This is a genomic window from Bradyrhizobium sp. Gha (genome assembly GCF_900113735.1).
In the GTDB taxonomy this organism is placed as follows: Bacteria; Pseudomonadota; Alphaproteobacteria; order Rhizobiales; family Xanthobacteraceae; genus Bradyrhizobium.
The window spans coordinates 89,110-113,311 of sequence record NZ_FOQM01000016.1 but is presented as its reverse complement, the minus strand read 5'-3'; the positions used below and the strand labels follow the sequence as shown (position 1 = coordinate 113,311).

Below are 24,202 nucleotides of genomic sequence, written 5' to 3'. Positions count from 1 at the left end.
ATGACGAGCCCGCAATTGTGCGCCTCTCGCCGATTTGCGATAAGGCGGCGTGAAGCAAATCACCGCCTCCCTCCTTCCGTTCGAATGGCCGAGCCGTGCCAAGTTTTTGAGCACTGCGGAGACGCTCGTCATCGGTGCCGCCGGCGGATTGGCCTTTCTGGCCGCGGGCTTGCCGGGCGGTTTGATCTCCGGATCGATGATCGCGGTCGGGATCGCCGCGATAGCCGGACGCCAGGTTGCGGTGCCGGCGCTCCTGACCCAGACGGTGCTGGTGCTGCTCGGGATTTCGCTGGGCTCCGTGGTCTCCCGTCACCTGATCCAACAGGTCAGCGCCTATCCGCTGACCATCGGGCTCCTGGCGCTCGCCACCTTCTGCTCGACTTTCGGCTCGAGCTATTACCTTCAGCGCGTCCATGGCTGGGACCGCACCTCGGCCTTCCTTGCGGGAAGCCCCGGGGCGCTGTCGCAGATCTCCATCCTGGCAGTTGAGCGCGGCGCCGATCTGCCTGGAATCGCGGTGGTGCAGACCATGCGCGTGATCATCCTCACGGCGGCGCTGCCGATGGTGCTGGCAATCGCGGGCATCGCGCCCTCTGTCGGACCGTCGCTGACAACGACGATCGCTTCACCGCTCGATCTTCTGGAACTGGTCGCCGCTTCGCTGGCGGCATCGCTGGTGCTGCGGCTGATCAGGTTTCCGGCGAGCTGGATGTTCGGGGCGATGATCGCCTCGAGCGTGCTGCATGGCGCCGGCTGGGTCGACGGCGGTCTTCCGAACTGGGTCCGCGGCGTGTCGCTGGTCGGCATTGGCGCGCTGATCGGCAGCCGCTTCGCCCGGATGCGGATCAAGACGCTGGCCGGCCACATCAACGCCGCGCTGGGCTCGTTTGCCGTGGCCATCGCCGTGTCCGCGGTCTTCGTCGGCATCGTCGCGCTCACCACCCAGGTGAAGTTCTCCGACGTCGTCGTCGCCTTCGCACCCGGCGCAATGGACGCAATGCTGGCCCTGGCGCTCACGCTGCACATCGACCCGATCTTCGTCGGCGCCCATCACCTCTCGCGCTTCGTGTTCGTGACCATCGCGACACCTGGGATCGTGCACCTGTTCGGCCGCACGCAGGACGACGTCGACGATTAGCCCCGTTCTGCCGTTGCCTGCCCCTTCAGCTCGGCAAGCTGCGCCTCGAGCTCCGCAATGCGCTGGTCTCTTGCCGCCAGCGCCGCCGCCACATCGGGGGCGTCGAACTTTTGCGGAATGTGCTGCGGGCAGTTGGTGTCCCAGGCGGCGATCTTGAATACGATCACCTGCTCCGGCCGGGCGCGATAGCCCTTCGGCATCAGCGCATCCGTCAGCGCATCGTCATCCTCGACCACCCGTGCCTCGCCCCAGATCTTCACCCGGCGGCGATGGGCGTAATCCATGACAAAGATGTAGGCCCTGGAATTCTCGGAGAGATTACCCTGAGTGACGTATTGCCGGTTGCCCGCGTAGTCCGCAAAGGCCAGCGTTTGCTTGTCCAAGACCTTCAAAAAGCCCTTCGGCCCGCCGCGATGCTGGATATAGGGTTGGCCGTCGGCCGAGGCCGTGGCGAAATAGAAGCTATTGGCATCCGCAAGAAAAGCCGCGAGATTCTCATCGACCTCGGTGCGCCACCCCCGCTGCTCGGCCTGGGCATAGCCTGCGCGCGACCCCTTTCGGGTCTGGATCGATTTTACTGCCGGCGAGAAGGCGACATCGCTGGCGTAGGCGTGAGTTGCCGTCATCGGAACATCTCCTGAAATTCCGGCGCATTGCTGCGTCTATCGGCGGCTAAAATGGACCTTCCACCTATCAAAACAATCTTACCTGTTGACACTTCATCATTGCGCCATATGCAATAATGCGGATGGACCGGCTGGAAGCCATGCACGTCTTCGTCACCGTCGCCGACCTGCGTGGCTTCGCGCCGGCAGCGCGAAAATTGCGGCTGTCGCCCTCGGCGGTGACGCGACTGATCGCGTCGCTTGAAGAGCATCTCGGCGCAAGGCTGCTGCAACGGACCACGCGGCAGGTGAGACTGACCGACGTCGGGACGCGCTATCTGGAACGCGTCCGGCGGATCCTCGCCGATGTCGAGGAAGCCGACGGCTCCGCGCGGGAGGAGCGCAACCGGCCAAGCGGGCGCCTCGTGGTGTCGGCGCCGGTCGGCTTCGGCCGGCTGCATGTCAGTCCGGTCATGACCGCCTATCTGAAGCGTTATGCCGGCGTGGCCTGCGAACTCCGGCTATCGGATAACCTCGTCAACCTCGTGGAAGACGCTGTCGATGCCGCGGTACGGATCGGCCACCTCGCCGACTCCTCCCTGGTCGCGCGCCAGGTCGGCGAGATGCGGCGGATCACGGTGGCAGCGCCGGGCTATCTCAAGCGCCATGGCGAGCCGAAGACGCCGGAGGCGCTGACCGAGCATCGGACCATCCTGTTCGGTCCCGCGACGGCGTGGCGCTTCGCGCAAGGCGGCCGCGACCTCGAGGTGACGCCGTCGCCGCGATTCACCAGCAACAGCGCCGATGCCGCCCTGCAATATGCCGAGGCCGGCGGCGGCATCACGCGCGTGCTGGCCTATCAGGCCGCAGACGGGCTGAAGCGCGGACGGCTGAAGATTTTGCTGGTGAAATACGAGCAGCCGGCGCTGCCGATTCACATCGTCTATCCAACCTCGCGCCTGCTCTCGGCCAAGGTGCGCGCGTTCATCGATCTCGTGGTGGAGACGGCCGATTGGCGGTTTGGGTAGTGGCTGTGTTCCGGACGCGCTGCAACGCGTACCGTTGCTGCGCTGAGCCGGAACCCAGAAGGCGGCCTGGTATCCGTCAAGACATGGGTCCCGGCTCTGCGGAGCGGCACTTCGCGCCGCACCGCGTCCGGGACACGAGGGAGCATCACCCTTTCTTGGGCACCACCCGAAACGTCCCGCTCGCCCGCGCGATCACGACGCCGTCGGCCTTGATGAGGCTTTGCGCGAAACAGATCGTCTTGCCGGTCTTGATCACGTCGCTCTCGATCGAGCACCATTGGCCGATCTCCGCGGAGCCGACGAAATCGATCGACAGCGAAACCGTCACGAACGAAATCGTCCAGCCCGTCGCCTGCGCGCAACTGTAGCCCATGGCATTGTCGGCGAGCGCGGCGATCAGACCGCCATGGATCAGACCACGACCATTGGTGTGTGGCCTTGCCAACCGGAGGCCGATGAAAACGGTCCTCTCCGTTTTCTTTGCGTAGAGCGGCTCCCAGGGTTCGGTGAGCGGACTCTTGCGGGAGAGCGGCTCGAAGCCGTCGGGAATATCAGGCATGTCAGTCCCATGCGTTGCAATGATTGTTGCCATTGAACGCGATGGATGTGACGGACGCATCAATTACAAAGTTTTAAACGGGATTTGCGCGGGTGCTTGAAACGCGCCCACTCCCGTCATTGCAAGCGAAGCGCTTCGCTCGCAATGACGTAGAGCACCATTCCTAGAACGGCAGGCCCACGTAATTCTCCGACAGCGACGTCATCGCGGCCTGCGACTGCGTGACATAGTCGAGCTCTGCGAGCTGGATACGCGCGCCGATGCTGCCATTGTCGGGGAATTTGTGCAGCATCGAGGTCATCCACCAGGAGAAGCGCACGGCCTTCCAGACCCGCGCCAGCGCCTTGGCGGAATAGCCCTCGATGCCGGCGCTCGATTTTTCGTCGTAGAACTCGCGGAGCGCGCTCGACAGATAATGCGCATCGCTGGCCGCGAGGTTCAGCCCCTTGGCGCCGGTCGGCGGCACGATGTGGGCGGCATCGCCACACAGGAACAGCTTGCCGAAACGCATCGGCTCGGCGACGAAGCTGCGCAAGGGCGCGATGCTCTTCTCGATCGAGGGGCCCGTCACCAGATTGTCGGCCGCTTCCTGGTCGAGCCGGCGCTTCAATTCGTCCCAGAAGCGATCGTCGGACCACTGATCGACATGGTCGTCGAGCGAGCACTGCAGGTAATGGCGGCTGCGCTTCATCGATCGCATGGTACAGAGGGCAAAGCCGCGGGCATGGTTGGAATAGATCAGTTCGTGACTGACCGGCGGTGTCTCCGAGAGGATACCGAGCCAGCCGAACGGATAGACCCGTTCGAACTCCTCGATCGCCGAAGCGGGTACGCTGGCGCGGCTGACACCGTGAAAGCCATCGCAGCCGGCGATGAAATCGCAATCGAGCGTGTGGGTGAGGCCGTCCTTGACCCAGGTTACGCGCGGGCGGCTACCATCAAAATCATGCGGCTGCACATCCTTGGCCTCGTAGACGGTGGTGAGGCCGGCCGCTTTCCGCGCGTCCATCAGGTCGAGGGTGACCTCGGTCTGGCCATAGATCATGACCGTCTTGCCGGTCGCGGCCTTCATGTCGATGCGATGCCGATGGCCGGCGAAGGCAAGCTCGATGCCTTCATGCAACAGCCCTTCGGCATGCGCCCGCGCGCCGGCGCCGATCTGGTCGAGCAGTCCAACCGTTCCCTGCTCCAGAAGGCCGGCACGGATGCGACCCAGCACGTAATCCGGGCTCTGCCGCTCGAGAATTACGTTGTCGATACCGTATTGATGCAGAAGTTGCCCAAGCAACAATCCTGCCGGCCCGGCCCCGATGATTGCGACTTTTGTCCGCAATACTTGCTCCTCCCGATCCTGTAGGCTTTCGTCGCGGCTCGCTTGTCGCGTTGATCCGCCCAGGATAATTATATCATATAACGGTTGGAAAAAGGGGAGGCCGGTCGCCGGGGCAGCGACAAATCCATGCAGCATCACTGACGTAGACGACGCAGCAGTTCCGGCTTGAACGCGCCAGCCAGTTAGATAACATGTTAATTAACGAAACCGGGCCATCGAAGCCCGCCGTCACAATGAGGGAGAGACACGTGATGAGGAAAGCCTGTCTGGCTTTGCTGCTGGCAGCAAGCGTGACGCCTGCGTTCGCGCAGGACAAGACCATCGATCTGAAGGTCTCGCACTGGGTGCCGGCCTCGCACCCGCTGCAAAAGTCGCTGGAAGACTGGGTGGCCGCGGTGAACAAGGACTCCGGCGGCACCATCACGGGCAAGGTATTCCCGGCCCAGCAGCTCGGCAAGGCCTTCGACCATTACGACATGGCCCGCGACGGCATCGCCGACGTCACCTATGTCAATCCCGGCTACCAGCCCGGTCGTTTCCCGATCATCGGCGCCGGCGAATTGCCCTTCCTGGTCTCGGATGCCAAGGGCGGGTCGGAGGGGCTGGACGCCTGGTATCGCAAATATGCAGCCAAGGAGATGAAGGACGTCAAATACTGCCTCGCCTTCGTCCACTCACCTTCCTCGTTCCACTCCCGCACCAAGAAAATCGTGGTGCCGGAGGACGTGAAGGGCATGAAGATCCGGCCCGCCCATGCCACCATGGCGAATTTCGTGACCGCGCTCGGGGGCACCAACGTGCAGTCCTCGGCACCTGAAGTGCGCGACATCATCGAGCGCGGCGTTGCCGACGCGGTGACCTTCCCCTGGGGCTCGCTGGTGCTGTTCGGCATCGACAAGGTGACCAAGTACGACATGGACGCACCACTCTACACGACCACGTTCGTGTTCGTGATGAACAAGGACAAGTACGACGCGATGTCCGACAAGCAAAAGGCCGCGATCGACAAGAACTGCACGACCGAAATGGCCGGCGTAGTTGGCGAGCACTGGGGCAAGTTCGAGGATGCCGGAATCGACAAGGTGAAGGCGGAAGAAAGTCACGAGATCTACAAGCTGACACCGGACCAGACCGCCGCCTGGAAGAAGGCGGCCGAGCCGCTGGTCAAGACCTGGGGTGAAGGTGCCAAAAAGGCCGGCATCGATCCCGACGCTGCCCTCGCCGAGTTGAAGGCGTCGCTGAAGAAGTACAACGCGCTGGCGGAATAGGTTTCACGAAACAGAAACGGCGGCGGGAATCCTCCCGCCGCCGTTTTCCTGCAAACTTGAGGGCCTCCACCCATGAAGCGCTCTTGGATGGATCGCATCATCGACACGATCGAATGGATCGCGGCCGCGTTCGTCGGCCTCGTCGCGCTGGACATCTTTCTGTCGGTGCTGCTGCGGAACACGCTCAACTATTCGATTCCTGACAGTTTCGACATCGGCCGCATGCTGCTCGGCATCCTCATCTTCTGGGGTATTGCGGCGACCTCGTATCGCGGCACGCACATCACGGTGGACCTGGTCTGGGGCAATGTCGGCCCACGCTACCAGCGCTGGATCGACGTGTTCGCGACCCTGGTGCTGCTATTCGTCGTCACCGTGCAGACATGGACGCTGTTCGACAAGGTCCGCGGCACCTACAAGGACAACGTCCAGACGTTCGACATGCACATGCCGACCTGGCCATTCTTCGCAATTGCATGGATCGGCGACGTCTCGGCCGTGCTGCTGATCGCAATCCGCACTTACCGACTGATCTTCCATCCCGAAGAGATGCACGACCCCAAGCTGAAGGCGACGGAGTAGTCATGAGCACCGATGTCGTCGCCGTTCTCGGCTTCGTTTCCCTTTTCGCCTTGATGCTGCTGCGCGTGCCTGTCGGCATGGCCATGGGCCTCGTCGGCGTCTCCGGCTTCGCCTATCTCGTCGGTGCGACACCTGCACTGAAGCTGGTCGGTCAGACTTCGATGCGCACCGTCACCGACTACACGTTCGGCGTGATCCCGATGTTCCTGCTGATGGGATCGTTCGTCAGCAATTCGGGCATGAGCCGCGAGCTGTTCCGCGCCGCCAACGGCTTCGTAGGCCACTTGCGCGGGGGCCTCGGCATCGCCACGGTCGGCGCCTGCGGCGGCTTCGCCGCGATCTGCGGCTCCTCGGTCGCCACCGCGGCGACCTTCTCCGCCGTTGCGTATCCCGAGATGCGCCGCTTCGGCTATCCGCAGTCCTTTGCCACCGGCGTGATCGCCGCCGGCGGCACGCTGGGTGCGATGCTGCCCCCCTCCACCGTGCTCGCGGTCTACGGCATCATCACCGAGCAGGACATCGGAAAACTCTTCATCGCCGGCATCATCCCCGGCCTGCTGGCGATGACCATGTACATGATCACGATCTTCCTGATCGGCTATTTCCGCCCAGACTTCCTGCCCAAGGGCAAGGTGCTGCCCTGGCGCGAGCGTTTCGCGGGCGTGAAGGAGATCTGGGCGCCGGTGCTGCTGTTCGTGTTCGTGATCGGCGGCCTTTACGGCCTGCCCTTCCTGCCGCGTTTCACGCCCACCGAAGCCGGCGGCGTCGGCGCCACGGGCGCCTTTATCATCGGCATCGTCACCGGGCGGCTCGACCGCGAGAAGGTGCTGATGTCGCTGCTGCAGGCGACGCGCACGGCCGCCGCGGTCTTCACCGTGCTGATCGGCGCGCTGATCTTCGGCTACTTCCTGACGGTGACGCAGACGCCGCAGAAGGTGACGGAATTCCTCACCGGTCTCGGCCTCGGCTCCTACGGCGTACTGGCACTGATCATGATCATGTATCTCGTGCTCGGCTGCCTGATGGACGCGATGGCGATGATCATCCTGACCGTGCCGATCATTTTCCCGGTCATCATGCATCTCGGCTTCGACCCGATCTGGTTCGGCGTCATCATCGTCATGACCGTCGAGCTCGGCCTGATCCATCCGCCTGTCGGCATGAACGTCTTTGTCATCAAGAGCGTGGTGAAGGACGTCTCCTTCGCCACCATCTTCAAGGGCGTGATCCCGTTCGTAGCGACCGATCTCGTACGCCTGGTGATCCTGATCACCTTCCCGTTACTGGCGACCTGGCTGCCGACGCGGATGATGGCACACTAGAGAGATGAAGCGATGACCACGCCGACGCTCGCGACGAAATACGTCTTCACCATCACCGCCGAAATCGGCGACGTCATCACCGCCGGCGAGACCGGCACCGGCGTCCGCCGCATCATCCCCATCCTCGGCGGCGCGGTGTCGGGCGCGATATCAGGCAAGGTGCTGCCGTTCGGCGCCGACTTCCAGACCATCCGCCCCAACGAGCTGATCGACCTGGAAGCCAAATACGCCTTCGAGACCGACGACGGCGCAATCGTCTACGTCGAGAACAAGGGCATGCGCTTCGGGCCGGTCGAGCTGCTGCAAAAGCTGAAGCGCGGCGAGCCGGTCGATCCGAAACTGATCTATTTTCGCACCGTGCCGAAATTCGAGACGGGGCACGAGAAATATCGCTGGCTGATGGAGCACATCTTTATCGGCTCAGCCGCACGGCATTCGGATCGCGTGGTGATCGACGTGCATCAGGTGCTGTGAATACACGCTCCGCCGTCGTCCCGGCGCTGGCCGGGACGACCCCAATGTGAAGCCCACCGGAGGGCCTCCTTGACTCCTGCGGAATTCGTTATACAACATAACTATTCTGATAAGGACGCAAATGACACAGGGAAACGCCGAGACCGCTGGCGCGGGCGCCTCCGGGTTGCTTCAGATCGAGAGGGTGGACCGGGTTCTGACGTTAGGTCTGAACCGGCCGGCCAAGCGCAATGCGCTCAATGACGGCATCATCCTCGAAATTGGCGAATGCTTTACGTCCCTGCCCGAGGACATCGGGGCGGTCGTCATTCACGGCATTGGCGACCATTTCTCCAGCGGTCTCGACCTCTCCGAACTGCAGGATCACGACGCCACCGGCGGCCTCTTGCACTCGCAGATGTGGCACCGGGTGTTCGACCGCATCCAATATAGCCGCGTGCCCGTGATTGCGGCGCTCAAGGGCGCGGTGATCGGCGGCGGGCTCGAGCTTGCCTGCTCCGCCCATATTCGCGTCGCGGAGCCCACGGCCTATTTCGCGCTGCCGGAAGGGCAGCGCGGCATCTTCGTCGGCGGCGGCGGCTCGGTGCGGCTGCCGCGGCTGATCGGTGTCGCCCGCATGATGGACATGATGCTGACGGGGCGCGTCTATTCCGCGACGGAAGGCGCATCCTACGGCTTTGCACAATATGTCACGGAGGCCGGTAACGGCCTCGCCAAGGCGCTGGAACTCGCGACCAAGATCGCATCCAACGCGCCGTTGACGAATTTCGCCGTGCTCCAGGCATTGCCGATGATCGCGGAAGCGAATCCGCAGACTGGCCTGCTCATGGAATCGCTGATGGCGACGGTTGCGCAGAGCGACAAAGAGGCAAAACGCAGGATCCGCGAGTTCCTCGAGCACAAGACCGCCAAGGTGAAGCCGAAATCATGAGCCCCCAGCCGTCCTCTTCCAGCACAGAGCGCGGCGTGAGCAATTCTCCGCTGCGGCCCATTTCGTTCGGCGATCCCGTCGTCGACATCGAACATCGCGCCGATGGCACGATCTATCTGCGGCCCAAACACCCGCTCGGCGACTATCCCGTCCGCATCACCGACCGCCTGCATCATTGGGCGATCACGACGCCGGACCGCGTGTTCATGGCGGAGCGCGAAGGCGGCCGGGGCTGGCGCAAGATCAGCTATGCCGAGCTGCTCACCGCGAGCCGGCATATTGCCTCGGGATTGATCCGGCGCGGCCTCTCGGCAGAGCGGCCGGTCGTCATCCTGTCAGGCAATTCGATCGACCACGCATTGCTCGCCTTCGGCGCGTTCTATGCCGGCGTTCCGTTCTGCCCGGTGTCGCCGGCCTATTCGCTGGTGTCGAAGGATTACGGCAAGCTCTCTTATCTGATGAAGCTGCTGACGCCGGGCCTGGTTTTCGCAGAGGATGCCGGCAAGTTCGCGGATGCGCTCGCCGCCAATGTCTCGCTCGGCACCGAGATCGCCGCGTCGTACGGCAGCGTGCCGGGCCGCGACGTCACATTGCTCGCCGACCTCATGGCAACTCCTGTTCGTGACGACCTCGACGCTGTGCACGGCAAGATCGGCCCCGACACGATCGCAAAGTTCCTGCTGACGTCGGGCTCGACCGGCAACCCCAAGGCCGTCATCAACACCCAGCGCATGATCTGCGCCAACCAGGTGATGCTGCGCGAGACGCTCGCCTTCCTCAAGGACGAGCCGCCCGTCATCATCGACTGGCTGCCCTGGAACCACACCTTCGGCGGCAACCACAATATCGGACTGACCTTGTACAATGGCGGCTCGATGTATCTCGACGCCGGCAAGCCGGTGCCCGGCGGCATCGAGGAGACCGTGCGCAATCTCCAGGAGATTTCGCCGACGGTCTATTTCAACGTGCCCAAGGGCTACGAATCGTTGCTGCCTTATTTGCGCGACGACCAGGGGCTGCGCGCCAAATTCTTCGACCGCCTGCACGCGATGTTCTTCTCCGGCGCGGCACTATCGCCCTTCGTCTGGGACAGCCTCGACGAACTGGCGGTGAAGGAGAAGGGCTATCGCGTGCCGATGCTGACCGGACTTGGCGCGACCGAGACCGCGCCGTTCTTCATGTCGGTCAATCCGCGCACCAGCCGTTCCGGCCATGTCGGCCTTCCTGTTTCCGGCAATGACGCCAAGCTGGTGCCGAACAACGGCAAGATGGAAGTCCGAGCCAAGGGGCCGAACGTGATGCCCGGCTATTGGCGTCAACCCGACATCACCGCGAAATCCTTCGACGAGGAAGGATTTTACAAGATGGGCGATGCGCTCAAGCCCGCTGATCCCGATGATCTCAACGCCGGCTTCGACTTCGACGGACGTGTCAGCGAGGATTTCAAGCTCGCGAGCGGCACCTGGGTCAGCGTCGGCCCGCTGCGCGCGCGCCTCACCGCGGCCTGCGCGCCGCTGGTGCGCGACGTCGTCATCGCCGGCATCAATCGCGACGAAGTTTCCGCGCTCGTGCTGCTCGATCTCGACGGCTGCCGCCTGGTCAACCCGACACTGCCGGCCGACAATCTCACCGTGACCGCACGCGACCGCCTGGTGCGCGAAGCCTTCCGCGAGCGGCTGACGCACTTCCTCAGCCAGGCCACCGGGTCCTCGACGCGGGTCACACGCGCGATCCTGATGGACACGCCACTCTCGATCGACAAGGGCGAGGTCACGGACAAGGGCTCGATCAACCAGCGCGCGGTGCTCGAGCATCGCGGCGCTCTGATCGAGGAGCTGTATGCTGCCAATCCATCGGACCGTGTGATATCGGTCGGCTAAAGAATTCATCGAAGGAGAACGCCATGTTGTTGAAGGATCAGGCAGCCATCGTCACCGGCGGCGCATCTGGGCTTGGCGCGGCGACCGCGCGAAAGCTGGCGGCGCAGGGCGCCAAGGTCGCGGTGTGCGATCTCAATGCCAAGCTCGCGGAAACCGTTGCTGCCGAGATCAAGGGCGTGGCCGTGACCTGCGACGTCTCCGATGCGGCCTCGGCTGAGGCTGCGATCGCACAGGCGACCAAGGCCCACGGCCCGGCCCGCGTGCTGGTCAATTGCGCCGGCATCGGCGTGGCGAAGCGCGTGGTTGGTCGCGACGGGCCGATGGCACTTGCGGATTTCGACAAGGTGATCAAGGTCAATCTGATCGGCACCTTCAACATGCTGCGTCTCGCTGCGACCGAGATGTCCAAACTCGAGCCGCAGGCAACAGGCGAGCGCGGCGTCATCATCAACACGGCCTCCGTTGCCGCCTATGACGGCCAGATCGGCCAGTCAGCCTATTCGGCCTCCAAGGGCGGCATCGTCGGCATGACGCTGCCGATCGCGCGCGAGCTCGCCCAGTTCGGCGTTCGCGTGCTGACCATTGCACCCGGCCTGTTCCTCACGCCGCTGCTGGCCAACCTGCCTCAGGAAGCCCAGGACTCGCTTGCCGCGGCGATCCCCTTCCCGCGCCGGCTCGGCCACGCTGACGAGTTCGCGGCATTGGCGCTGCACATGGTCGAGAACTCCTACCTGAACGGCGAAGTGGTGCGCCTCGACGGTTCGCTGCGCATGGCGCCGAAATAGGGCGCGCAACGCATGTTCGTGAACCGGCGCGACGTCCAGATCCAGTGGGGCGACTGCGACCCCGCCAACATCGTCTACTATCCGCGTTACTTCGCGATGTTCGACGATTCGACGTCAACCCTGTTCGAAGTCGCCGGCTTCTCCAAGCAGGACCTGGTCCGCAAATACGGCTTGGTGGGCATCCCCATGGTCGATACCAGGTCGAAGTTCTACATCCCCTCGACCTATGGCGACTGGATCACCATCGAGACGAAGATCGAAAGCATCAAGCGCTCGAGCTTCGAGGTGAAGCACAACGTCTACAAGGGCGAGGCGCTCGCCATCGAAGGGTTCGAGACGCGTGTTCTGGTCGGCCGCGACCCGGACAACCCCGACAGACTGAAGTCGGCGCCATTCCCTCCGGAAATGGTCGCCAAATTCACGGGAAGCTAGTCCGGAGCTAAATCGCCGCATCGACAAAAGACGGGGCTGAACTCATCCCCGAATTCTGCTTTCAAGGAAAAACGTCAAGGGAGGAACTGATGAAACGCTGTTACCTGACCGCCGCGATCGCGGCGGCGACGCTGGCGCTGCCGGCTCTGCCCGCGCTGGCCCAGACCAACGAGATCACCATCGGCATCACCACCACGACAACTGGTCCGGGCGCCGCGCTCGGAATCCCCGAGCGCAACGCGCTGGAATTCGTGCCGAAGGCAATCGGCGGCGTGCCGCTGAAAGTGATCGTGCTCGACGACGGCGGCGATCCGACCACCGCGACCACCAACGCCCGCCGTTTCGTGACCGAGTCCAAGGCGGACATCATCATGGGATCGGCGCTGACGCCGCCGACGATCGCAGTCTCGAACGTCGCCAATGAAGCCGGCATTCCGCATTTCGGGCTCGCGCCTTTTCCGATCACCCCGGAGCGCATGAAGTGGTCCGTGGCGATGCCACAGCCGATTCCGATCATGGGCAAGGTGCTCTATGAGCACATGAAGGCGCATAACGTGAAGACGGTCGGCTATATCGGCTACTCCGACTCCTACGGCGACCTCTGGTTCAACGATTTCAAGGCCCAGGGCGTGCCGATGGGCCTCGCGCTCGCGGACGAAGAGCGGTTTGCACGTCCGGATACCTCGGTCACTGGACAGGTGCTGAAGCTCGTCGCCGCCAATCCCGACGCGATTCTGGTTGGCGCCTCCGGCACTGCCGCAGCACTGCCGCAGACCGAATTGCGCGAGCGCGGCTATCAGGGCCTGATCTACCAGACCCACGGCGCGGCCAGCATGGACTTCATCCGTATCGCCGGTAAGGCCGCCGAAGGCGTGCTGATGGCGTCGGGCCCCGTCATGGATCCCGAAGATCAGCCTGACAGCGCCCTCACCAAAAAGCCGGGATTGGCGCTGAACTCCGCCTATGAGGCCAAATACGGCCCCAACAGCCGCAGCCAGTTCGCCGGCCATTCCTACGATGCGTTTGAGATCCTCAAGCGCGTCATCCCTGTTGCGCTGAAGACCGCAAAGCCTGGCACGCCGGAATTCCGCGATGCCATCCGTCAGGCACTGCTGTCGGAGCGGGAGATGGCCGCCAGCCAGGGCGTCTACAACTTCACCGAAAAGGATCGCTACGGCCTCGACGACCGCTCGCGCATACTGCTGACGGTCAAGGACGGCAAATACACGCTCGCGAAATAAGCAGCCGCCGTTGCCGAAACGACGAGAGCCGGCCCACAGGGCCGGCTCTTTTCTTTTTGCGGCCCGCGTACGCGTCAGGCCGCCTGCCGCAGCGGCGTCCAGGCGAATTCCGGGTAGTAGATGTCCATCATCCGGTCGACATAAGCGGTGAGGTTCGGAAATCCTTCCGCGCGCTCGCGCAGGCTCGATTCGAAGAACGGCGTCAAAATGCCGGCCAGCGCGCCGAACGCCGTGGCATCGACCCCACTGGGCTTGTTGCCCATCAGATAGGACTTGTCGCCGAGCTGCACGGACAATGCGAACACCGAACGCACCGCCAGTTCGACGTCGTCGTCGGGTCCATGGCGACCAAGCCCGGAGAGTAGATAGTTCTCGGCGACGCGGAACTGCGCATCCTCGCGCAATTTTTCGCGATTGTGTTCCGGCGCGCCGTCGAAGAAATGGGCAGGGCCCTTGGCGAAATTGGTCGGATCGACCCAGCGTGCGCCGACCAGCGCCCAATAGACGTGATGCTCGATCATGCGCTCGAACGCCCAGGCCTGCGCGCGCTCCTGCAATGAGAGACCGGCATCGAAATCGAAGCCGTAGCGGCGCTCGACATGGGCGCGGATGAAGGTGGAATCGGCCACGGCCTCGCCACCATCGTCGATGAAGGGCAGCTGCCCCTTCGGCGATGCCGGCGGCATCGCACGCTCCTTCCGGTAGGGCAAGCCCGCCATCTTGAGCTGCACCTCCGTCTTGGTGACGAAGGGGCTGATTTCCGGCAGGCCGAAGCCGGCGCCAAAGCCATAAAGCGTGATCATGCGAGCTCTCCTGAACGACCGAAAGAGTTGACGGAACCTAGTGACGCGCTGCTGCCACCATGGTGGCAGCAGCCGTGATATCTTCTGCGAAACGGGCCCCCTGCCAGGCGCGGCTCATGACATGGCGGACCAGCGCGTCCGCAGCCCGGATCAGCGAGCGTGCCAGCATGGTCACGAGCGCCACGCGGAGGTCGACGATTGTGAGATCGAAAAACATCAGGCGGCTGAAGGCCCGGGCATACGGCAACCCGTGCAGTGAGGCCTGTGCCCGCCACAGCGGACCGGCCGGACCGAAATGGCTTGGAATGATCATGGACAAATCCTCTTCAGTCGATGTGTTGTCCCGGTATAGAACTCCCCTGCTGCCAACATCCTGTCAGCAGCCACGCGCCATTTTCTGATCCGCCCCCGATGAGAGAATTGTCATGAGACGCGCCGACCGGCTGTTTCAGATCATCCAGGTGCTGAGGCGCACCCGTAAGCCGCTGACGGCGGACGCGATTGCCGCCGAGCTCGAGACGTCGAAGCGCACCATCTATCGCGACATCGCAACGCTGATGGGCCAGCGTGTGCCGATCCGCGGGGAAGCCGGCATGGGCTACATCCTGGAGAAGGGTTTTGACCTGCCGCCCTTGATGCTGACACCTGACGAGATCGAGGCGGCCGTGCTGGGCGCGCAATGGGTCGCCGGCCATGCCGATTCCACGCTGGCACGCGCGGCCGAAGATCTGATGGCCAAGATCGCCGACACCGTGCCCGAGCGGCTGCGCCCCTTCGTGCTGGAGCCGGCGAGCCGCGCACGGCCGAGCTGGAACAGGGAGCCGGACCGGCTGGACATGGCGCGCACGCGCACCCAGATCCACGAAGGCAAGAAGATCATGCTGCGCTATCGCGACGAGCAGGGCCGCTCCAGCGAGCGCATGATCTGGCCGATCTCGGTCGGCTATCTCGAAGCCGTGCGTTTGCTTGCGGCGTGGTGCGAGCTGCGCAGCGACTTCCGCAGCTTCCGCACCGACCGCGTCGTGGACGCCACCTATCTCGACGAAAGATATCCCGAGAGGCGCGACGTGCTGCGCGCGAAATGGCGGCAGAGCCTGGTCTGGGGGCCGCCAAAGGACACGTGACGGCGATGGACGAGACCTCTAGCATCGATCTGTCGAGCTGTTGCCAGAGCTGCGGCGCCTGCTGCAGCTATTCGCAGAACTGGCCGCGATTCTCGATCGAGAGCGACGAGGAGCTCGCTGCGATCCCTGAGGCGCTCGTCAACGAGCGTCAATCCGGGATGCGCTGCGAGGGCGATCGCTGTTCGGCGTTGCAGGGCGAAATTGGAAAAGCCACCGCGTGCGGCGTCTACGCAGTGCGGCCCGAAGTGTGCCGCACCTGCATGCCGGGCGATGCCGAATGCGCGATGGCGCGGCGAAAGTTCGGGCTGCCTGTGATCGAGAGCGTATGATCCGGAAAAGTGTGCAGCGGTTTTCCGCCGGATCATGCGCAAACAAATAGAGCCCTTAGGCCGGAACGGCTTCGCTGATCTCGTCGTCGATTTCGTCATCAAGCGGTGCGAGCACCGAGAGCGGCTTGGTCGACAGCGTGATCGGCTTGCGGCCTCCCGACAGTGACGGTGACGATTTGACCGAGCTCCCGCGCGACAGCGCATAGAGCGTCGAGCCGACACGGCCGCCGTTCTCGATCAGGTCGCGCTCGCTGCAGCTTCCTGCGATCGCGACGGCCAGCGAATGAAGGTGGCTGCGGCGATAGCAAAACAGCGCCAGCCTGGCGCGCGCGTCAGGGGAAACACTCTCAATCAGCCTCGGCAGGCCACCCTCGCTGGCGCGGTACATCTCGCCAAGGAGCTCTTCGCGAACCGGGCAGAAATCGCTTTCATAAGCGTCGCGGCTTGAAAACATTGCAGTTCTCCCTCGTGAAGGGAAGATGCAGCGCAATTCTCTAATGAAAGGTTAACCACCCTGGGCGGTAGTCACCCGGGGTCCTTGCCATCCTGCCGCGATTCAAGGGGAGCCCTATCGGGTTGAATACGGGGTTGCAGCCATCCTTCGAGATGCCGGCATTCGGCGGGCTCTCAGGATGAGTCTTGAGCCTCAGTTCGCCGCCATGAAAATCGAGAGGCCGAAGCCGGTCAGGTGATGCAGCGCCTGGTCGACGCCGATCAGGGTCCAGAACCAGGGGTGCTCCTGGTTGACGCCGAAATTGGCCGAGACGAGTCCCTTGGCCCGGTCGATCGTGATGTGGATGACGAAATCGATCAGAGCCACGAACCAGAATCTCGGCGCTGCGATCAGGATCAGCGGCAACGCAACCGCAAGATGAATCAGGCAATGCACCAGAAGCGGCAATGCCCAGCCGTGCTTCTGGTCCTTGCCTTGCGCCATCCAGGCCGTCTGCAAGACGAAATCGGCGATGACGTGCTTGAAGGTGAGCAGCAACATCCAGCCAATAAGCGCTTCGACCGGAACCGCCGATGACAGGGGTGGAAACGACAAAGCTGACGCCCTCATTGACCCGAAAAGAAAAAATGGAGCGTTCAGCGCAACTTCTTCTTGGACCCGTCAAGTCATCGGGACCGATGATTTATGACACCTCCCGTGCCGGAATGCAGCTAGGGGGAACCGGAAAATCGCGAACTGTGGCTAAAGGGTAATAGGATGGCCAAGCGGCGCGGATCGGTCGAGTAAGGTTACCTCCGGCGCGGAATTTGCATTCTCTCGCCGGCGCGCTATCATTCCCAAGCTGCGGATTGTCGTTCTTATTTTTCAGACGCTTGCAAATTTTTCGCGCAGGCCGCCGGCGGGGGCCGCGCCGCCCGCCCTTTCAGGAATAAGGCCAGGGGGCTGCCATGGGTACTGAAGGCCCGACCTCGTCGACCGAGCTCCCACCGCCGCGCCGCCCCAAGGTCATCAAGACCAATCAGCAGCAGGTCCTGCTGTATGTCGTGCTGACCCTGCTGCTGTCGCTTGCGACCGTCTGGGCCGGCCGCTCCCTCTTGCACAATTCGGAGACGCTGACCTTTGCTGTCGGCCCTCCCAACAGCGACGAGGCGCTGTTCGCGACCAAGCTCGCCACGCTGCTGAAGAACAACGCCTCTCGTTTCCGGATCAAGATCGTCAACAATGCCGATAACGCCAAGGCGCTCGCGCAATTCGATCGTAGGCAGGCCGATCTTGCCGTCCTCCGCACCGACGCCAAGGTGCCGCTGCGAGCACGTACGCTGGCGATCCTGGAGCACGATCTCGTGCTGCTGCTGGGTGCCGGCAACAAGAAGATCAAAGCGCTGGCCGAGTTGAAAAAGAAGAAGGTCGCGGTTCTCGCCGAGAACGACTCTTCGCTCGCATTCGTCCGCAGCCTGCTCGACATCCCCGACGGTCCCGACGCGGCGAGGATCCAGATGGGGCCGCAGGGCGCGACGTTGGACAGGTTGTTCGCGCCGGCCGGCGGCTTCAGCGCGGTGATTGCGATCGTCCATGCCTCCAAGGCCGTGCGCGACAAGGCCTATGAGCAGGTCGCCAGGCACGGCGGCTTCACGCTGAATGCGATCGACGAGGCCAAGGCACTGGCGCTCAAATTCCCCGGTATCTCCGATGAGACGCTGTCGGCAGGCACGCTGTCCGCCTCGCCGGAAATTCCCGATGACGATCTCGACACGATCGGCCTCGAATGGCTGCTCGTCGCGCAATCCAGGATGTCGGCGACCACCGCGGGCGACATTGCGCGGATCGTCTACGAGAACAAGTCCGCGCTCGGGCTCGACGACGGCTTTGCGACGCACATCGAACCGGCCTCCGTCGAGAAGGACGCCTACGTGATGGCGCATCAGGGGGCGGCCGACTACATCAACGACGACACCAAGTCGTTCATGGATAAGTATAGCGACATGATGTATCTGGGCGCAGCCGCGCTCAGCGTCATCGGCTCGATCTTCGCCGCCATCTACGCCAAGATCACCCGCATCGCTCCGGAGAAGGCAAGCGAGCTCTCCACCGCCATTCTCGATATCGGCGAACGCATCGAGCATGCGCATTCGCTGGATCAGCTCGAATGTCTGCAGGACGAGCTCGAGAGCATCTTGCGCGGCGCGATCATCGGCTTGCGCGACGGCACGATCAGCACAGACGGGCTCGACACCTTCAAGCTCGGCTACGACTTCGTCCGCGACGAAATCGGCATGCGTCGCGACTTCCTGAAACGCCACGCCAGCGAGATCGAGAAGGTTGCCATCGGAGCCCTCCCTCCCCCGCATGACGACACCAATGTCGTGGTGGTGAAAACAGCTCAGAGTGCCTGACCTATCGATTCGTGCTTCGCGCCGCGGGGGCTCTCGCATTTCAAGCGAATCGCTTCCCGCCCCGGAACCGTTTCGGCGGCGCAACCGTTGGTTACTGGCACAACCCGAGAACGCACGATGCGTATGCTCCTTGTCATCATCCTGCTGGGAATGCTGGTTGCCGTCGGGTACTTCGCCTATTCAGCCATGTCGGTTGCAGGCGACCCGATCCCGACCGAAGGCTATGTGGCACTGGCGCTGGGGGCAGGGTTCTCCGTGGTCGTCGGCGTCGGCTTGATGATGCTGCTGTTCTGGAGCAGCCGCCGCGGCTATGATGAGCCTCCGCATTTCAAATAACGACCACTCGCGGTGGCATCTGCCCCCAAAGCATCCTGACCGTCCCTGACCTGAGCGGATGGCGCCGCTGCCCGGCCTGTCGTTGACGGCCCCGGTGCGGGCGGGCACCTTGGCGCCGAAGTCCCAGCCCGGGACCGCAGGAACCAGACCGAGCCGCCGTCCCGTATGTCCAAGCCGATGTTTTCCGCTCTGGCCCAATTCATGGCCGCGACCGCCGGCCGCAACATGACCAAGGCGGCCTATGTGGCCGTCACAGTCGGCGTGCTCAGCATGGCCCTGCTGACGGTCGACCCGGCCTATGACACCGCGCACCGTTGGATGGATGTCCTGCTGTGGGCCTGTCTGATCTATTTCGTGTTCGAATGGCTCGTCCGGCTGCGCCACATGGCGCGGCAGCAGCGGCTGGGGCTCTACATCTCCTCCTCCGCGGGGTTGGTCGACGCGCTGGGGGCGCTGGCCGTGCCGGTCGCGCTGATCCTCGGCGCCGAACCCAAGACCGCGTGGCTGCTGAGCGTGCTCTGGGTGCTGAAAGTGGTGCCGGGCATTCCTGGCCTGCGCCAGCTCCGCCGCGTGCTGGTGCTCGAATCCGGGCCGTTGATCAGCGTGCTGGTCATCTTCCTGATGGTGGTTTTCCTCGCCTCCGTCGCTGAATATTTCCTGGAGCGGGACGTGCAGCCGCAAACGTTCGGCAGCGTCCCGGCCGCCCTGTGGTGGGCGGTCGTCACGCTGACCACGACCGGCTATGGCGACGTCGTGCCAGTCACGCCGCTCGGCCGCATGGTGGCAGCCCTGGTCATGATCTCGGGCCTCGGCGTGTTCGGCCTGTGGACCGGTATTCTGGCGACCGGGTTCGCAGCGGAAACCCGGCGCGACAATTTCCTCAAGACCTGGGAATCCGTCAGCAAGGTGCCATTCTTCGCAGCGCTGGGGCCAGCGGCCATCGCGGACGTCACCCACGTGCTGCGCACAATGGAGCTGCCGGCGCGCACCATGATCATCCGCAAGGGTGCGCAGGGCGACTGCATGTATTTCATCGCGGCCGGCGCCGTCGAGGTCGATCTCCCGGGCAAGAAAGTACAGCTCGGCGAAGGCGCCTTCTTCGGCGAGATGGCGCTGCTCGGCAACAACGTGCGCGGCGCCAACGTCTCGACCACGAAAGTGTCGCGGCTTTTGGTGCTCGACCTCGTCGACTTCCGCGTGCTGATGGCACGGCACCCTGATCTCGCCGAGACCATCGACGCCGAAGCCAAGCGCCGCGCGCTCGAAAACACGTAAATGGAGGCAAGAATGTCGGATATAGCCGACGCGGCAAGTCCCCCCGTGCTCGAACTCAGCGGTGCACGCGCCACCATCCGCCTGAACCGGCCAAAGCATCTCAACCGGCTCCAGGCGGAGGATCTGGGTGAGCTGGTCAAGCTGTTCGACCGGGTGGAGAGCGATCCTGATATCCGGGTTCTGGTGCTGACCGGCACGGGACGAGCGTTCTCCGCAGGCTATGATCTGAATTCTGTCGCCGAGCGGGCGGTGAGCCCCAACGAGCAGCAGAGCGCCGGCTCGGCCTTCGAGGTCGTCGTCAACCGCCTGGAGGATCTCGGCGTGCCGACGATCTGCCGGCTGAATGGCGGCGTCTATGGCGGCTCGACCGATCTCGCGCTCGCCTGCGATTTCCGCATCGGCGTCGACACCGCCGAGATGTTCATGCCGGCGGCCCGGCTCGGCTTGCATTACTACAGGGCGGCATCAAACGCTACGTGACCCGGCTGGGAGTGGATAACGCCAAAAAGCTGTTCCTGACAGCGCAGAAGATCACCGCTCCGGAGATGCTGCGGATCGGCTATCTCACGGCCATGGTGCCGGTGGAAACCCTCGACGAGGAGGTCGACAAGCTCGCCAACATCCTCGCCGGCAATGCTCCGAACGCGATGCGCGGCATGAAGCGTGCCATCAACGAATTCGCCCGCGGCGCGCTCGATGAGCAAGCCGCTGACCAGCGCCACCGCGACAGCATGCGCGGCGACGAGATCAAGGAAGGCATCAGGGCCTTCGCGGAGAAGCGGCTGCCGAGGTTCTGATCACGCACCGAGAGCCTTCACCCACCCAGAGCCTTGGCATGCTGTGCCGCCATCTCGTCATCAGCTGCATTGATGCGCTGGAACGCCGGCCGGGAGGTGATGCGCTCCGAATAACGGACGAACACATCCTTCTTCGGCACGATGCCGAACATCATGGTCCAGTTGAACGCGACGCCCCACAGCACATCGGCGGCGGTCATGCGCTCGCCGAGCAGATATGGCCCTTTCGACAGCTGCGCCTCGAGCGCACCCAGCATTGTGTCGTAATCGGCGTAGGGTGACTGCGTGATCGGCGCGGGCTCGCGCTGCATGAACTTGTCGATCAGCGCTGGCTCGAACGAGGAGCCGTAATAGGCGGTCCAGCGCAAGTAAGGACCGCGGAGCGGATCGTTCAAGGCGGGCGTAAGCCCAGCCTCCGGAAACAAGTCGGCGAGATAGATGGAGATGGCGACCTGCTCGGTCACGAGCGCCCCGCCGTGCCTGACGGCCGGCACCTTGCCGAGCGGATTGACGGCAAGATAGGCGGGCTGCCGCTGCTCGCCGGCCTTCATGTTGAGGATATGGAGATCATAGGGCGCGCCAAGCTCCTCCAGCAGCACCCGCGTGGCGGTGGCCCGGCTCTGGGGCGAGTAATACAAGGTGATTCGGTTTGGATTGGTCATGGCGAGGCTCCATCTGGCCGGCTGCGATGGCTCATCTTGTAGCCGGGCATACCCGACATCCTGTGTCAGGTATGGTTTAAGAGGTCATGCGCGCGAGCCGGATGTTGTCGATCCTCACCACTCTGCAGGCCAGGGGACAGGTCACTGCGCCTGAGCTTGCGGATGCCTGCGAAGTCTCAGTGCGCACGATCTATCGTGACATCGATGCGCTCGCCGCATCCGGCGTCCCCGTTTATGCCGACCGTGGTGCTGAGGGCGGCTATCGCCTCCTCGACGGCTATCGCGTGCGCCTGAACGGCTTGTCGCAGAGCGAGGTCGGCGCGCTATTCCTCGCCGGGATCCCCGGCCCGGCGGCGGCGCTGGGGCTGGATGCGGCGATGATCGCCGCGCAGAACAAATTGATGGCGGCGCTGCCCGCGAACTTGCGCGAAGATGCCGGCCGGATGCAAGAGCGTTTCCATCTCGATGCTCCTGGCTGGTTCGGCGAGACGGAAGAGCCAAAACATCTGCGCACCATCGCCGGCGCCGCACTGCGCGGGACTCTTATAAAGATCCGCTACCAGAGCTGGCGTGCCGAGAAGCAGCGCCGCGTTGCCCCGCTCGGTCTGGTGCTGAAGGGCGGCAGCTGGTATCTCGCGGGTCAAGTCGACGGCAGCGTGCGCACCTATCGCATCGCGCGCGTGCTCGACTGCACCGCGCTCGATGAGCGCTTCGACCGTCCCGCCGATTTCGATCTCGCCGCCTATTGGCAGGACGCGACGCTGCGGCTCGAAGCCGAGATGCATCCCAATGTCGCGATCGTGCGGCTGTCGCCGTTCGGCGTGAAATTGCTCGATGCGCTGACCCAGCCTTACGTCAGGGCGCGCACGCAGCTCGACGCGACCACCGATGCCGACGGCTGGCGCATTGCAAGAGTGCCGACGGGGAAAACGTCATGGCATGCCGCGTCTGAGTTGCTACGGCTCGGGGCCGAAGCTGAAGTGTTGGAGCCCGCCGATCTCCGCGAGAAGATGGCCGAGATGACGCAGGCGATGGCCGCGCGCTATCGCACGGCGCGCAAAGCCGGATCGCGGCGCATCTCGCCGCGGCCGGCGAAACAATCCTGAAACACGATTCTCCCGCCTCCATGTGAACGTAATCGCGCTTCGCCTCGACCGAGAAGCAGGGACACAACAACGGCTTCGCGCCACACTGGAGAATGAAGATGTTTCGTAAGCTTGCACTCGGTCTGATCGCCGCCGGCTCGCTCGGCGCTGCCGCTCTCGCGCCCACCGCCGCGTCGGCGCACGGCTTCCACCACTACTGGGGTCCCGGCTGGGGCTATGGCGGCATCTACGTCAACACCGGCTTCAACAATTGCTACCAGGAGCGCGTGATCCAGACCCGCCACGGCGCACGCGTGCGCGTCGTGAATGTCTGCGGGTACACCGTTTTCTGATGTCACGCCTTCGAAGCTCCGGTCGCGCCGCGGCCGGAGTTTTGCGTCAGTCCTGGGCGCTCTGTCGATTCCGACGAAACCACGCCCAGGTCTCGCGCGTCGTTCTGATGTAGCCGCGGCCGCGATAGACGATCTCGCCGTCGACGATGCTGTTCAGCTTTGGCAGCGCATGAAACGGAATTGAAGGGTACGCGTGATGCTCGACATGGTAGGGCATGTTCCACGCAATCCACTTGACGACCACGCCGGTATAGGTGGTGCGGGTATTCTGGAAGGCGTTGCGAGTGCGCTCACAGCCGGTGTGCTCGGCCAGGAGATAGGGCCTTAAGAAGAATTGCCCGATGAGGAGCGGGACGATCCAGACCTCGAGCAGCAGCGCGGAAGAAAACCACAGTGACAGCGTGAGCAGCAGAGCATAGAGGGCGGCATAGACGCGCGCCTCTGTGACGATAATGGCGCGCTTGTTCTCGGGAATCCAGGGCACCGTGACCTTGCCGGTGACGGCATGGCCGAGCATCAGCCGGAGGCGGCCCGCAACCTGGAGCAGGCCGCTATAGGCAAGCGCGATCTGGGTGTCGGATTTGGGCTTCACGCCGACGATCAACTCGGGGTCCCTCTCCGGATTCTGGGTGTAGCGATGATGGTCCCAGTGGAACAGGCAGTAATATTCGTAAGGTTGCCCGATGATGAAGGCCGAGAGATAGCCTACCGCGAGGTTGAGGCCGCGGCTCCTGAACGCGGTCTTGTGCGCAGTCTCGTGCAGCGCCATGAACAGAAAGGCGATGAAATAGCCCTGTATCACCATCAGCGGTGAGGCCCAAAGGATCCCGAAGCTTGAGCTCACCTTCCAGATCGACGATCCGACCAGCACGACCACGGCGTAGTGGCAGAGGCTGCGCAGGGTACCCTGGAGATCGGAGCGAACCGACAATTCGCGCAGCATCGCGGGGGACAACGGCTTCAGGCGGTCGCCGGGTTCTGAAATGGTCGCGTCAGTCATGAGCAGGGACCTG

27 protein-coding genes and 1 pseudogene are annotated in these 24,202 nt (G+C 63.5%); 19 read left to right on the top strand and 9 right to left on the bottom strand.

Annotated features, from left to right (window positions below):
• Positions 1-49 precede the first annotated feature (49 nt).
• Positions 50-1,138 (top strand): AbrB family transcriptional regulator, encoded by a 1,089-nt coding sequence (locus BM222_RS20260; protein WP_092230853.1) that lies wholly within the window; start codon positions 50-52, stop codon positions 1,136-1,138.
• On the opposite strand, the gene BM222_RS20255 is transcribed toward BM222_RS20260, so the two are convergent.
• Positions 1,135-1,764, bottom strand: coding sequence for a pyridoxamine 5'-phosphate oxidase family protein (locus BM222_RS20255; RefSeq protein WP_092230849.1), 630 nt, complete (start codon positions 1,762-1,764; stop codon positions 1,135-1,137). The genes BM222_RS20260 and BM222_RS20255 overlap by 4 nt on opposite strands.
• A 122-nt stretch (positions 1,765-1,886) precedes the next feature.
• On the opposite strand from BM222_RS20255, the gene BM222_RS20250 reads away from it, so the two are divergent.
• Positions 1,887-2,771 carry a LysR family transcriptional regulator gene (locus tag BM222_RS20250; RefSeq protein ID WP_092230847.1) on the top strand — a complete coding sequence of 295 codons (885 nt, stop codon included), beginning with the start codon at positions 1,887-1,889 and terminating at the stop codon, positions 2,769-2,771.
• A gap of 145 nt (positions 2,772-2,916) precedes the next feature.
• Here BM222_RS20250 and BM222_RS20245 read toward each other — a convergent pair whose 3' ends face one another.
• The gene (locus tag BM222_RS20245; protein WP_092230844.1) at positions 2,917-3,330 is read right to left on the bottom strand and encodes a PaaI family thioesterase; all 414 of its coding nucleotides are present in this window, start codon (positions 3,328-3,330) and stop codon (positions 2,917-2,919) included.
• Positions 3,331-3,493: 163 nt separating this feature from the next.
• Positions 3,494-4,663: a 4-hydroxybenzoate 3-monooxygenase gene (gene pobA, locus BM222_RS20240; protein ID WP_092230841.1), complete on the bottom strand. Its 1,170-nt coding sequence runs from the start codon at positions 4,661-4,663 to the stop codon at positions 3,494-3,496.
• A 251-nt stretch (positions 4,664-4,914) separates the two neighbouring features.
• Between pobA and BM222_RS20235 the strand changes: the two genes are divergently transcribed.
• The 9 genes from BM222_RS20235 (at position 4,915) to BM222_RS20195 (ending at position 13,578) form a co-directional block, all read left to right on the top strand.
• Complete coding sequence (locus BM222_RS20235) at positions 4,915-5,931, top strand: TRAP transporter substrate-binding protein (RefSeq protein ID WP_092230837.1); 1,017 nt, start codon at positions 4,915-4,917, stop codon at positions 5,929-5,931.
• A 72-nt stretch (positions 5,932-6,003) separates the two neighbouring features.
• Complete coding sequence (locus BM222_RS20230; RefSeq protein WP_092230834.1) at positions 6,004-6,513, top strand: TRAP transporter small permease; 510 nt, start codon at positions 6,004-6,006, stop codon at positions 6,511-6,513.
• A gap of 2 nt (positions 6,514-6,515) precedes the next feature.
• Positions 6,516-7,835, top strand: coding sequence for a TRAP transporter large permease (locus tag BM222_RS20225; RefSeq protein WP_092230831.1), 1,320 nt, complete (start codon positions 6,516-6,518; stop codon positions 7,833-7,835).
• Between the two features lie 12 nt (positions 7,836-7,847).
• Positions 7,848-8,309: a DUF3237 domain-containing protein gene (locus tag BM222_RS20220; RefSeq protein ID WP_092230828.1), complete on the top strand. Its 462-nt coding sequence runs from the start codon at positions 7,848-7,850 to the stop codon at positions 8,307-8,309.
• Positions 8,310-8,430: 121 nt separating this feature from the next.
• Positions 8,431-9,240: a crotonase/enoyl-CoA hydratase family protein gene (locus tag BM222_RS20215; RefSeq protein WP_092230825.1), complete on the top strand. Its 810-nt coding sequence runs from the start codon at positions 8,431-8,433 to the stop codon at positions 9,238-9,240.
• Complete coding sequence (locus BM222_RS20210) at positions 9,237-11,120, top strand: feruloyl-CoA synthase (protein WP_092230822.1); 1,884 nt, start codon at positions 9,237-9,239, stop codon at positions 11,118-11,120. Before BM222_RS20215 ends, BM222_RS20210 begins: the two co-directional genes overlap by 4 nt.
• Positions 11,121-11,143: 23 nt before the next feature.
• Positions 11,144-11,905: an SDR family NAD(P)-dependent oxidoreductase gene (locus BM222_RS20205; RefSeq protein WP_092230819.1), complete on the top strand. Its 762-nt coding sequence runs from the start codon at positions 11,144-11,146 to the stop codon at positions 11,903-11,905.
• Between the two features lie 12 nt (positions 11,906-11,917).
• Complete coding sequence (locus tag BM222_RS20200) at positions 11,918-12,337, top strand: acyl-CoA thioesterase (protein ID WP_092230816.1); 420 nt, start codon at positions 11,918-11,920, stop codon at positions 12,335-12,337.
• Between the two features lie 89 nt (positions 12,338-12,426).
• Complete coding sequence (locus BM222_RS20195; RefSeq protein ID WP_092230813.1) at positions 12,427-13,578, top strand: ABC transporter substrate-binding protein; 1,152 nt, start codon at positions 12,427-12,429, stop codon at positions 13,576-13,578.
• 74 nt (positions 13,579-13,652) lie between these two features.
• Here the strand turns inward: BM222_RS20195 and BM222_RS20190 are convergent, their stop codons facing one another.
• A complete protein-coding gene (locus tag BM222_RS20190) occupies positions 13,653-14,381 on the bottom strand; it encodes a glutathione S-transferase family protein (RefSeq protein WP_092230810.1) in 729 nt (242 codons plus the stop codon).
• A gap of 37 nt (positions 14,382-14,418) precedes the next feature.
• Complete coding sequence (locus BM222_RS20185; RefSeq protein WP_092230808.1) at positions 14,419-14,694, bottom strand: hypothetical protein; 276 nt, start codon at positions 14,692-14,694, stop codon at positions 14,419-14,421.
• 112 nt (positions 14,695-14,806) lie between these two features.
• Here BM222_RS20185 and BM222_RS20180 point away from each other — a divergent pair, with 112 nt between their 5' ends.
• Together BM222_RS20180 and BM222_RS20175 are read left to right on the top strand one after the other, a co-directional pair.
• Positions 14,807-15,505, top strand: coding sequence for a helix-turn-helix transcriptional regulator (locus tag BM222_RS20180; protein ID WP_092230805.1), 699 nt, complete (start codon positions 14,807-14,809; stop codon positions 15,503-15,505).
• Between the two features lie 5 nt (positions 15,506-15,510).
• Entirely contained in the window at positions 15,511-15,834 is a 324-nt protein-coding gene (locus tag BM222_RS20175; RefSeq protein WP_177243332.1) for a YkgJ family cysteine cluster protein, read from the top strand.
• A gap of 55 nt (positions 15,835-15,889) precedes the next feature.
• Here BM222_RS20175 and BM222_RS41175 read toward each other — a convergent pair whose 3' ends face one another.
• Both BM222_RS41175 and BM222_RS20165 read right to left on the bottom strand, forming a co-directional pair.
• The gene (locus tag BM222_RS41175) at positions 15,890-16,288 is read right to left on the bottom strand and encodes a hypothetical protein (protein ID WP_177243331.1); all 399 of its coding nucleotides are present in this window, start codon (positions 16,286-16,288) and stop codon (positions 15,890-15,892) included.
• Between the two features lie 192 nt (positions 16,289-16,480).
• The gene (locus BM222_RS20165) at positions 16,481-16,828 is read right to left on the bottom strand and encodes a DUF3307 domain-containing protein (protein WP_177243335.1); all 348 of its coding nucleotides are present in this window, start codon (positions 16,826-16,828) and stop codon (positions 16,481-16,483) included.
• A gap of 407 nt (positions 16,829-17,235) precedes the next feature.
• On the opposite strand from BM222_RS20165, the gene BM222_RS20160 reads away from it, so the two are divergent.
• The 4 genes and pseudogenes from BM222_RS20160 (at position 17,236) to BM222_RS20145 (ending at position 21,089) form a co-directional block, all read left to right on the top strand.
• On the top strand, positions 17,236-18,681 hold the full coding sequence (locus BM222_RS20160; protein ID WP_092230797.1) for a type 2 periplasmic-binding domain-containing protein: 1,446 nt from the start codon (positions 17,236-17,238) through the stop codon (positions 18,679-18,681).
• A gap of 117 nt (positions 18,682-18,798) precedes the next feature.
• Positions 18,799-19,017: a hypothetical protein gene (locus BM222_RS20155; protein ID WP_092230794.1), complete on the top strand. Its 219-nt coding sequence runs from the start codon at positions 18,799-18,801 to the stop codon at positions 19,015-19,017.
• A 165-nt stretch (positions 19,018-19,182) separates the two neighbouring features.
• Entirely contained in the window at positions 19,183-20,292 is a 1,110-nt protein-coding gene (locus BM222_RS20150) for a cyclic nucleotide-gated ion channel (RefSeq protein ID WP_092230791.1), read from the top strand.
• Between the two features lie 12 nt (positions 20,293-20,304).
• Positions 20,305-21,089 (top strand): annotated as a pseudogene (locus tag BM222_RS20145) (enoyl-CoA hydratase/isomerase family protein).
• Between the two features lie 17 nt (positions 21,090-21,106).
• Here BM222_RS20145 and BM222_RS20140 read toward each other — a convergent pair.
• Positions 21,107-21,751 (bottom strand): glutathione S-transferase family protein, encoded by a 645-nt coding sequence (locus tag BM222_RS20140; protein WP_092230788.1) that lies wholly within the window; start codon positions 21,749-21,751, stop codon positions 21,107-21,109.
• An 86-nt stretch (positions 21,752-21,837) separates the two neighbouring features.
• Here BM222_RS20140 and BM222_RS20135 point away from each other — a divergent pair, with 86 nt between their 5' ends.
• Both BM222_RS20135 and BM222_RS20130 read left to right on the top strand, forming a co-directional pair.
• On the top strand, positions 21,838-22,857 hold the full coding sequence (locus BM222_RS20135) for a helix-turn-helix transcriptional regulator (RefSeq protein ID WP_092230785.1): 1,020 nt from the start codon (positions 21,838-21,840) through the stop codon (positions 22,855-22,857).
• A gap of 98 nt (positions 22,858-22,955) precedes the next feature.
• A complete protein-coding gene (locus tag BM222_RS20130; protein ID WP_092231016.1) occupies positions 22,956-23,189 on the top strand; it encodes a hypothetical protein in 234 nt (77 codons plus the stop codon).
• A gap of 46 nt (positions 23,190-23,235) precedes the next feature.
• On the opposite strand, the gene BM222_RS20125 is transcribed toward BM222_RS20130, so the two are convergent.
• Positions 23,236-24,189, bottom strand: a complete 954-nt coding sequence (locus tag BM222_RS20125) for a fatty acid desaturase (RefSeq protein ID WP_092230781.1) — start codon at positions 24,187-24,189, stop codon at positions 23,236-23,238.
• Positions 24,190-24,202 lie beyond the last annotated feature (13 nt).

Bases quoted from the DNA above. Each gene is read 5' to 3' on its own strand.
- BM222_RS20165 (WP_177243335.1), bottom strand. From the start codon at position 16,828: ATGTTGCTGCTCACCTTCAAGCACGTCATCGCCGATTTCGTCTTGCAG.
- BM222_RS20150 (WP_092230791.1), top strand. From the start codon at position 19,183: ATGTCCAAGCCGATGTTTTCCGCTCTGGCCCAATTCATGGCCGCGACC.
- BM222_RS20250 (WP_092230847.1), top strand. From the start codon at position 1,887: ATGGACCGGCTGGAAGCCATGCACGTCTTCGTCACCGTCGCCGACCTG.
- BM222_RS20155 (WP_092230794.1), top strand. From the start codon at position 18,799: ATGCGTATGCTCCTTGTCATCATCCTGCTGGGAATGCTGGTTGCCGTC.
- BM222_RS20220 (WP_092230828.1), top strand. From the start codon at position 7,848: ATGACCACGCCGACGCTCGCGACGAAATACGTCTTCACCATCACCGCC.
- BM222_RS20195 (WP_092230813.1), top strand. From the start codon at position 12,427: ATGAAACGCTGTTACCTGACCGCCGCGATCGCGGCGGCGACGCTGGCG.
- BM222_RS20160 (WP_092230797.1), top strand. From the start codon at position 17,236: ATGGGTACTGAAGGCCCGACCTCGTCGACCGAGCTCCCACCGCCGCGC.
- BM222_RS20130 (WP_092231016.1), top strand. From the start codon at position 22,956: ATGTTTCGTAAGCTTGCACTCGGTCTGATCGCCGCCGGCTCGCTCGGC.
- BM222_RS41175 (WP_177243331.1), bottom strand. From the start codon at position 16,288: ATGTTTTCAAGCCGCGACGCTTATGAAAGCGATTTCTGCCCGGTTCGC.
- BM222_RS20135 (WP_092230785.1), top strand. From the start codon at position 21,838: ATGCGCGCGAGCCGGATGTTGTCGATCCTCACCACTCTGCAGGCCAGG.
- BM222_RS20175 (WP_177243332.1), top strand. From the start codon at position 15,511: ATGGACGAGACCTCTAGCATCGATCTGTCGAGCTGTTGCCAGAGCTGC.
- BM222_RS20185 (WP_092230808.1), bottom strand. From the start codon at position 14,694: ATGATCATTCCAAGCCATTTCGGTCCGGCCGGTCCGCTGTGGCGGGCA.
- BM222_RS20200 (WP_092230816.1), top strand. From the start codon at position 11,918: ATGTTCGTGAACCGGCGCGACGTCCAGATCCAGTGGGGCGACTGCGAC.
- BM222_RS20140 (WP_092230788.1), bottom strand. From the start codon at position 21,751: ATGACCAATCCAAACCGAATCACCTTGTATTACTCGCCCCAGAGCCGG.
- BM222_RS20215 (WP_092230825.1), top strand. From the start codon at position 8,431: ATGACACAGGGAAACGCCGAGACCGCTGGCGCGGGCGCCTCCGGGTTG.
- BM222_RS20210 (WP_092230822.1), top strand. From the start codon at position 9,237: ATGAGCCCCCAGCCGTCCTCTTCCAGCACAGAGCGCGGCGTGAGCAAT.
- BM222_RS20190 (WP_092230810.1), bottom strand. From the start codon at position 14,381: ATGATCACGCTTTATGGCTTTGGCGCCGGCTTCGGCCTGCCGGAAATC.
- BM222_RS20255 (WP_092230849.1), bottom strand. From the start codon at position 1,764: ATGACGGCAACTCACGCCTACGCCAGCGATGTCGCCTTCTCGCCGGCA.
- BM222_RS20125 (WP_092230781.1), bottom strand. From the start codon at position 24,189: ATGACTGACGCGACCATTTCAGAACCCGGCGACCGCCTGAAGCCGTTG.
- BM222_RS20245 (WP_092230844.1), bottom strand. From the start codon at position 3,330: ATGCCTGATATTCCCGACGGCTTCGAGCCGCTCTCCCGCAAGAGTCCG.
- BM222_RS20230 (WP_092230834.1), top strand. From the start codon at position 6,004: ATGAAGCGCTCTTGGATGGATCGCATCATCGACACGATCGAATGGATC.
- BM222_RS20180 (WP_092230805.1), top strand. From the start codon at position 14,807: ATGAGACGCGCCGACCGGCTGTTTCAGATCATCCAGGTGCTGAGGCGC.
- BM222_RS20225 (WP_092230831.1), top strand. From the start codon at position 6,516: ATGAGCACCGATGTCGTCGCCGTTCTCGGCTTCGTTTCCCTTTTCGCC.
- BM222_RS20205 (WP_092230819.1), top strand. From the start codon at position 11,144: ATGTTGTTGAAGGATCAGGCAGCCATCGTCACCGGCGGCGCATCTGGG.
- BM222_RS20235 (WP_092230837.1), top strand. From the start codon at position 4,915: ATGAGGAAAGCCTGTCTGGCTTTGCTGCTGGCAGCAAGCGTGACGCCT.